Consider the following 7,751-nt stretch of genomic DNA (forward strand, 5'->3'; position numbering starts at 1 on the left):
TTGTTACGGTTGTAACCTGGCCGTTCCTGGCCAGAAACGCTCTCGACGAAGGTAGTGTGTTGCCCGTGGTTCAGTCTTCGATCCCCGCCGTACTGCGCGAGCGCGCGAGCCTGCAGCCCAACGACGCGGCGTTCACATACCTTGACTACGAGCAGGATTGGGACGGCGTCGCACAGACCCTGACGTGGTCACAGTTGTACCGGCGCGTGGTCAACCTTGGCGAGCAGCTCAAAACCCATGGGTCGACCGGTGATCGGGCGCTCATCCTGGCCCCGCAGGGCTTGGACTACGTCCTGGGCTTTCTCGGTGCCCTGCAGGCCGGACTTGTCGCGGTTCCGCTTTCGGTTCCCTACGGCGGGGCCCACGACGAGCGCACCATCTCGGTGCTGGCCGACACGTCGCCCAAGGTCGTCCTCACGACGTCCGCGGTCTCGGAACTGGTGGGTGCGTCGGTGCAGTCGCAGGAGGGGCAATCCGCGCCCTCGATCGTCGACGTCGATTTGCTGGATCTCGAGACGCGGCAGCGGCCCGCCGGCCCCAGACCCCGCGCCGGCACCAATGACGGGCCGGAGTTCATCTACTTGCAGTACACATCCGGGTCCACCCGCACACCCGCGGGTGTCATGGTCTCCAGCAAGAACGTCTTCGCCAATTTCGAGCAGATCATGGGCGACTTCTTCGCGCCCGAGGGCGGGGTGGCGCCTCCCGACCTGACGGTGGTGTCCTGGCTGCCGCTCTACCATGACATGGGACTCCTCTTGGGGATCATCATGCCGATCCTGGCGGGAGTGCCGACGCTGCTCTCCAGCCCGGTGGGGTTCTTGCAGCGACCGGCCCGCTGGATGCACATGCTGGCGCACCACGGTTGCACGATCTCGGCGGGGCCGAACTTCGCCTACGAGCTCGCGGTGCGCAAGACGTCGGACGACGACCTGGCCGGGCTCGATCTCGGCGGTGTGCACTCGATCCTCAACGGCAGCGAGCGCGTGCAGCCCGCGACCCTCAAGCGATTCGCGGACCGGTTCGCCCGCTTCAATTTCGACCCCAGGGCGCTGCGGCCTTCCTACGGCATGGCCGAAGCCACGGTGTACATAGCGAGTCGGCAGGTGGGTGAACCACCAAAGATCGGCCAGTTCGACTCCGAGAAACTGCCCGCCGGCCAGGCGATCCCGTGCCTGGATGGCGGCGGCACACCGCTGGTCAGTTATGGCAGCCAGCAGTCGACCCTGACGCGCATCGTCGATCCCGACACGGGTCGTGAGTGTCCGGATGGGACGGCCGGGGAAATCTGGATACGCGGCGACAACATCGCCTTGGGCTATTGGCAGAAACCCGAGGAGACCCAGCGCGTCTTCGGCGGAACGATCGTCAACCCATCCGAGGGGACACCCGAAGGACCCTGGCTGCGAACCGGGGATTCGGGCTTCTTCTCCGAGGGCGAGCTGTTCATCATCGGCCGCATCAAGGACCTGTTGATCGTCTACGGGCGCAACCATTCTCCCGACGACATCGAGGCGACGATTCAAGAGATCACCGCGGGACGGTGTGCGGCGATCGCGGTTCCCGACAAGGGCGTCGAGAAGCTGGTCGCGATCATCGAGATGAAGAAGCGCGGCGACTCCGAAGAGGAGGTCGTCGACCTGCTGCGCGGCGTGAAACGCGAAGTCACCTCGGCGATTTCGAAGTCCCACGGGCTGAAAGTGGCGGATCTGGTTCTGGTGTCGCCCGGCTCGATTCCGATCACCACCAGCGGCAAGATCAGGCGGCACCAGTGCGTCGAGCTCTACCGACAGGATGAGTTCGTCCGGTTGGACGCGTAGCCGCTAGAGGAGCGGGTGATCGCCGCGCCCGTTGCCGTTGGTGGCCCGGGGCGCCGGGGTGCTCGCACCGAACAGCGGCAGTGAATTGTCGGCGTCGTCCGCGGCGGGTTGGTTGCTGTGCCCGTTGCCGTTCGAATGCCCATTTCCGTTGGCGCCGACGGTGATCGGCCGAGGCGACAGGAAGTCCTGCCCGAACAGCGGTAGCGAGTGACCGAGGTAGGGATCGTCGTTGCCATTGGTGGCCGACGGGAAATCCTGCGCCGAGTCACGGAGATCGTCGGTCACGTGATCCGGCAGGCCGCTCAGGTCGAACAGCGGGAGCGCATGTTCGGGCAGACGTGTGCTCGAGCGTCGGCCGTTGCCGGAACCCGACCTCGCCTTGGCGATGCCGTTCGAGCGCGGCCTACGCGACTTGGACCGCGATTTGTGGCTGGGCGGAACGAGTTTCAGGCGCACCAGCAGGTCGTCGGGAATCAACGGCTGGGCGGCCCCATCGCCTCCCGCGGAAGCCGGCGCCGGGGCCAAAGCGTCGCGGGGGATCACTTTCATCCGGACCAGTTGGTCGGTCAACTGTTCCAACTGTTGCTGCTTGCGTTGGTGGGCCGCGTAAACCTGGGCCGGACTCTTGCCGAGATGTGATGGCCACCAGTTCTTCTGGCCGATCAGTGCGGCGGTGGCCGGCACCGTGATCGTGCGCACCAGGAAGGTGTCGATCAAAATGCCCATCCCGAGGATGAAACCGGCCTCGGCCATGGTGTAGATGCTGGCCGTCATCAACCCGAACATGGAGGCTGCGAAGATCAGACCGGCCGACGTGATCACGCCGCCGGTCGAACCCACGGTGCGGATGACACCGACCCGCACGCCGTGCGGAGACTCGTCGCGGATGCGCGAGATGAGCAGCATGTTGTAGTCAGCGCCGACCGCGACGAGCAGGATGAACGACAGTCCGGGCAGGCTCCAGTGCAGGTTTTGCCCGAGGATCATCTGGAACACCAGGACGCCGAGACCCATTGCCGACAAATAGGAGAGCAGCACCGAACCGATGAGGTACAGCGGCGCAACGACCGCCCGCAACAAGCCGACCAGGATCAGGAACACGATGACGATGGTCGCGAAGACGATGAAACCGATGTCGTCGTTGTAGTAGTTGCGCGTGTCGTCAAGCCCACTGGGCAGGCCCGCCACCGCGACCTTGGCGTCCTCCAACTCGGTGTTCGGCTGCGCCGACTGGGCGGCCTTGATGATCTTCGGGATCTGATCCATGGCCTCGGTGGAGAACGGGTTGATGGCGCTTTGGATCAGGTACCGGGCCGCGTGCCCGTCGGGGGAGAGGAAGATCGCGGCGCCCTTCTTGAACTCGTCCCTCGTCATGATCTGCGGCGGGATGTTGAAGCCGGCCATCGACGGCTTGCTGTCGGTGTCGTGCTTCATGCTCAGCAGGAACTGCGAGGCCTCCCCGAGGCCGCTGCCGATGTTTCTGGTCTGATCGACCAGTTCCTTCACGCCGCCGGCGATCGCGCGGCTGCCGTCGGCGAGCGCGTTGGCGCCCTGTTCCGCCTGGCCCATCGTGGTTTGCAGGTTCTTGATCGTCTTCATGGCGCTGGAGGCCTGGGTCAGGGTTTGCTGCACCTTGTCCAGCGTCTGCCCGACGGTCTGCGCTTGCCCCGCCGATTGCAGGTTGTGGGCCATGATCTTGATCGAGTTCAGGGTGCCGTCGTTGTTGGCCTGCACCATGGCGGCCAGGCTCGCACGGGAACTCACGCAGCCCGGGTCGGCATTGCAATCCGGGCTGTTGTTGAGGGCCACGAGCATCGGGCCGGCCCAGGCGGCGATGTTTTCGGCGTTCACCGTGGACATGTTGAGGTTGTCGCCGAGCTTCTTCATCTGCCCGGTCATGGAGGCGCCCTGGTCGAGCGCGTTGATGGTGCGATCGCCGCCCGCCAGCTGCTCCATGGCCGTCAGCGCCGCGACGGCCGGGCCGAGGCTGGTCACGGCGCCGTTGACCTGATCGCGAAGTTGAGCCAGGGCGTCGGCCAGCTGGTTGGAGCCGTTCACCAGCCGGTCCAGATCGTTCCCGTGCTCCTGGATCTGGGTGGAGCCCTCGGAAAGCTTATTGCCGACCTCGCCGGCCTGGAACGAGATCTTGGTCTGCTCCAGCGGTTCCCCGTTGGGCCGGGTCAAGCCCCGCACCATGGTGATGCCGGGCAGCTGGCTCACCCGGCTGGCCATCTGCTCGAGGTCGGCAAGGGCGGTGGGTGTCCTCAAGTCGTGGGACGGTGACTTGATGAAGAGCACCATGGGGGTGAGCGCGTTCGCCGGGAAATGGGCGTTCATCGCGTCGTATCCCTTGGAGCTGTCCGTGTTGGCCGGCATCGTCTTGAGATCGTCGTAGTTGAAGCGCATCACGCTCGTGCAACTGGCCAACGCGATGAGTACGACCAGGCTTCCGATCAAATGGATCTTGGGCCGGCGCACGACGCGCGTTCCGATGATCCGCCAGGTACGAGTGGTCCGGTCGCGTCCGGGCTTGATCCAGCCACGTCGGCCGGCGAGCACCATCAGGGCGGGCAACAGGGTGACCGCGGACAGCAGTGCCACGACGACCGAAATCGAAATGGACGGGCCGACGGCCGAGAACACTTGCAGCTTGGTGAAGGCCATCGCCAGGAAGGCGACCGCGACGGTGGCTGCCGATGCCGTGATGACCTTGCCGATCGACATCATCGCCATCTTGACCGCTTGATCGGAGTCATGGCCGCGCCGCAGATAGTCGTGATAGCGGCTGATCAGGAAGACGGCGTAGTCCGTTCCCGCTCCGACCATGACCGCGGTCATCAAAACGAGGCTCTGCAAGATCACCGGCAGGCCGAACTGGGTGCTCAGCCCCGACAAGAGGCCCTGTGATGCCGCGATGGATGCCCCGATGTTGATCAGCGGCAGCAACATGGTGACGACGTTCCGATAGATCAGGAACAGAATGAGCAGCACCGCCACCACGGTGCCGATCTCAATGAAGTGCGCGTCTTCCATCGCCATCTCGGTGGCGTCGGCGAGGGTGGCCAGGGGTCCACTGACGTAGGCGGTCAGCGAAGTTCCCGCGGTGACCTGTTTGGCGATGTCCTTGACGTGGTGGTAGCCCGCGATCGTCGTGGGCGCGGTGGCGGCACCGGGGAAAGACACCGGCAAGATGAAGGCCTTGCCGTCCTTGCTCGCCAGGACCTCGCGCATCTGGGGCGTGGTCAGGAAGTCCTGCACCGTCATGTTGTCGGCTTTGTCTTGGTGCAGCTTGTCCACCAGCTTGGCGTAGACAGCCTCGTCGGCGGGTGAAATGCCGTTCTCGTCGGTCAGCAGGATCATCAGGAGGGAACCGCCGCCGCCCAGCGGATTATCGCCGCCCCCGTCCCCGCCTGCGTCCCCGGCTTTCTTGGGGTCTGCGGGGCCCTTGGGGGCGGCAGAGGTCTTGCCGGGCGTGGCGAAGGCCTGGGCCATTTCCTGATTAATGAGCACCGTCGGGGCGTTGTCCGGCAGGGGCTTTTGCTCGTGCCTGCCGGCCTCTACCATCAGCGGCGGAAAGACCAGCCACAGGACGGCCGCGAACCCTATCCAGCTGGCGATGACAAGCAGCGGCCACCGCACGACGATGTCGCCTATGCGGTCGAAGATTCCCCCAGGCTTGGCTGCCTCGCCCGTGCCAGTCCGGCTCGACACCCAACCAACCCTACAATCAAGCCTGCTGTCGCGCCGGGTAATCAAGATCTACGCGGCGACCGTGATCCCGCCGTGATCTTGACAGTGAATCCGCTGGTCAGCGCCCTGGAATCCCGTGCACGAGCGCGCCCGAAGTCCCCGTCGGCGACGAGGTCGGGGCGCCGATCCGGCGTGGGGCGCCGCGGATCCGTGTAACACTCTCCCCATGGCCATCGGTTACCGCCTGCAATCCAACCCGCTCGTCGGCAAGCTCACCACGAAGTACTTTCTGCCCCTTGGCACCCGCCAGGTCGGCGACGACGTGGTTTTCTTCAATTTCGGCTACGAGGAAGACCCGCCGATGGGCCTGACGCTGGCGGCATCCGACGAGCCCAACCGGTACTGCATCCAGCTCTACCACGTGACCGCCGCGCAGGTGGATCTCACCGGCAAGAAGGTGCTGGAGGTCAGCTGCGGGGCCGGCGGGGGAGCGTCGTACATCGTGCGCAACCTGGGCCCGGCCTCCTACACCGGGCTGGACCTCAACCCCGCCAGCATCGAGAAGTGCCGGGAACGGCACCAGCTCTCGGGCCTGGAATTCGTGCAGGGCGATGCCCAAAACCTGCCCTTCCCCGACGAATCCTTCGACGCGGTGATCAACGTCGAGGCCTCCCATCAGTACCCGAACTTTCCCGGTTTCCTGCAGGAAGTCGCACGCGTGCTGCGCCCCGGCGGCCATTTCCTCTACACCGATTCCCGCCGCGCTCCCGTCGTCGCCGAATGGGAGGCGGCGCTGGCCGGCGCGCCGCTGCGGAAGATCTCGGAACGCGACATCGACAAAGAGGCCAAGCGCGGCCTGGACGCCAATACGCGACGCACCCAGCAGCAGATCAGCGGCCGTCTGCCCGGATTCATGAACTCCCTGATCCGTTACGGCGTGGGCGTGTTGGACTGGGAGCTGCGGCGCTCCGGCGGGTTCTCTTACCGCGTCTATCACTTCGCCAAGGATTGATGCGGCTCCAGCGCGCACGGGAAGCGGAAGGCCGAACTCCGTCATGAAGTTTGCCATGGCAAGCTACGGAACCCGCGGCGACATCGAGCCCCTCGCGGCCGTCGGCCGCGAGTTGCAGCGCCGCGGCCATGATGTCCGGGTTGCGGTGCCGCCCAACCTGATCGGCTTCGTGGAGTCGGCCGGGCTGTCCGCGGTGGCCTACGGGCAGCGGGATTCCCAGCAGCAGCTCGACGAGGATTTCCTGCACAACTCGTGGAAGTTCACCAATCCGGTCAAGCTGGCGCGCGATGCCATGGAGCCGGTCCGGGCGGGTTTCGAAGAGCTGGGCGCCGCGCTCGCGCCGCTCGCGGACGGGGCCGACCTGCTGCTGACGGGCCAGCTCTACCAGGAAATCGCCGCCAACGTCGCTGAGTACCACGACATTCCGTTGGCCGCATTGCACTTCTACCCGATGCGGCCCAACGGTCACATCGCGTTCCCGGCGCGTTTGCCCGCGCCGTTGGTGCGCTCGACGATGAAGACCCTCGACTGGATGTACTGGCGGCTCACCCGGGGCGCCGAGGACGCCCAGCGCCGCGAGCTGGGCCTGCCGAACGCCACTTGCCCTGCGCCGCAACGGATGTCCGAGCGCAACGCGCTGGAGATCCAGGCCTACGACGGGCTGTGTTTCCCCGGGTTGTCCGCGGAGTGGGGCGCTCGGCGGCCCTTCGTCGGCGCGCTGACGATGGAATGGCCCACCGACGCCGACGATGAGGTCGTGTCGTGGGTCGCCGCCGGGACGCCGCCGATCTACTTCGGGTTCGGCAGCATGCCCGTCGGGTCCCTCGAGGATCTCGTCACCATGATCGCCGACGCCTGCGCCGAGCTGGGCGAACGGGCACTGATCTGCTCACGGGCGCCCGACACCGGCGTCCCCGAATTCGACCATGTGAAGGTTGTGACGGCGGTGAATCACGCCGCGATCTTTCCCACCTGTCGCGCCGTCGTCCACCACGGCGGCTCGGGCACCACCGCCGCGGGGTTGCGGGCCGGCGTCCCGGCACTGATTCTGTGGGACGTGGCCGACCAATTCATCTGGGCGACTCAGGTCAAGCAGCTGAAAGTCGGTTCCGCCAAGAAACTTTCGAGAATCACGCGCAAATCGTTGGTCCGGCAGCTCCGCAAGGTCCTGGCGCCGGACTACGTGGCCGGGGCCCGCGAGATCGCCCCGAAGATGACCAAGCCCGCCG

At 65.7% G+C, this 7,751-nt stretch carries 4 protein-coding genes; 3 read left to right on the forward strand and 1 reads right to left on the reverse strand.

The genetic code is table 11. The annotated features are described in order from the left end of the window. The first annotated feature begins 65 nt into the window (after positions 1–65). A complete protein-coding gene (locus tag A5787_RS17565) occupies positions 66–1,820 on the forward strand; it encodes an AMP-binding protein (protein WP_066969241.1) in 1,755 nt (584 codons plus the stop codon). Positions 1,821–1,823: 3 nt separating this feature from the next. Here A5787_RS17565 and A5787_RS17570 read toward each other — a convergent pair whose 3' ends face one another. Next, on the reverse strand, positions 1,824–5,531 hold the full coding sequence (locus tag A5787_RS17570) for an RND family transporter (RefSeq protein WP_082977282.1): 3,708 nt from the start codon (positions 5,529–5,531) through the stop codon (positions 1,824–1,826). 205 nt (positions 5,532–5,736) lie between these two features. Between A5787_RS17570 and A5787_RS17575 the strand changes: the two genes are divergently transcribed. Together A5787_RS17575 and A5787_RS17580 are read left to right on the forward strand one after the other, a co-directional pair. Then, on the forward strand, positions 5,737–6,522 hold the full coding sequence (locus A5787_RS17575; RefSeq protein WP_082977283.1) for a phthiotriol/phenolphthiotriol dimycocerosates methyltransferase: 786 nt from the start codon (positions 5,737–5,739) through the stop codon (positions 6,520–6,522). Positions 6,523–6,565: 43 nt separating this feature from the next. After that, on the forward strand, positions 6,566–7,751 hold a 1,186-nt coding region (locus A5787_RS17580; protein ID WP_066969245.1), incomplete at its 3' end, for a glycosyltransferase.

Source organism: Mycobacterium sp. 852002-50816_SCH5313054-b, from assembly GCF_001667185.1.
Taxonomy (GTDB): domain Bacteria; phylum Actinomycetota; class Actinomycetes; order Mycobacteriales; family Mycobacteriaceae; genus Mycobacterium.

Coding starts and splice junctions, on each gene's coding strand:
- A5787_RS17575 (WP_082977283.1), top strand. CDS start 5,737: ATGGCCATCGGTTACCGCCTGCAATCCAACCCGCTCGTCGGCAAGCTC.